Genomic DNA, 699 nt, shown 5'->3' on the forward strand with positions numbered 1-699 from the left:
AGTGATGATGAGGAACGCAGGTATATTGCCTCTCAGGCAGCATATCTGATGGACTTGGAAATTTATGAGTTGTAGAAATGAATATAAACAAGGAGGGTTGACATGTAATGTCGCTGTTCTGAAAAGGTAGTTCGGAATTACCGAACGGCTACCAGGCACAAGCCAAAACCGTTCCTGATGCTGCGCCGAGAGTGCGCTGCGCAGCATGAAGTCACAGATAAGGCCCGAACGAACAGATTTCCGAAATTTCGGTTACTGACAGTTAAGCTTTTTTTTAAATTCGCCCATTCTTTCCTGTAGGTAAGCCTGTTGCTCCTTATCTGGCACACGGATTCCACCATTATAAAATGGCAGAAAAATCCGCTCATTTGTTGCCTTTACAAGGCTCGATAAAATCAAATCTGAATATCCGACTTCAGAGCAAAATAAAAGCTTGTTTTTTTCAACAAAATATATTCTGTCACAGGCTGTTGACTTATTGATAAAATCTCTCACAGAAAGTGAATCATTTAAATCAACAACAGGCTGCGTAGCCTTACAACTCACTCCTATAGCTGCATACACAATGACAATTAAAACAATAAAACGTATCATTTGCCTAATAGTTTTTTAAGTATTTTATTTAAATCTGCCGAGCCAGATACTTCTTGCGTTGAAGGGTGTGTAAAAATAAACTGTGTCAAATTTTTATTTCACGAT

Annotated in this window: 1 protein-coding gene; it reads right to left on the reverse strand. The window is 38.8% G+C overall.

The window, feature by feature from the left end:
* Nucleotides 1-252 precede the first annotated feature (252 nt).
* Nucleotides 253-594 (reverse strand): hypothetical protein, encoded by a 342-nt coding sequence (locus HY58_RS18505; RefSeq protein WP_156123768.1) that lies wholly within the window; start codon nucleotides 592-594, stop codon nucleotides 253-255.
* Between the last annotated feature and the right edge of the window lie 105 nt (nucleotides 595-699).

This window comes from Flavihumibacter sp. ZG627, assembly GCF_000814325.1.
Lineage (GTDB): Bacteria > Bacteroidota > Bacteroidia > Chitinophagales > Chitinophagaceae > Flavihumibacter.

Bases quoted from the DNA above. Each gene is read 5' to 3' on its own strand.
- HY58_RS18505 (WP_156123768.1), bottom strand. From the start codon at position 594: ATGATACGTTTTATTGTTTTAATTGTCATTGTGTATGCAGCTATAGGA.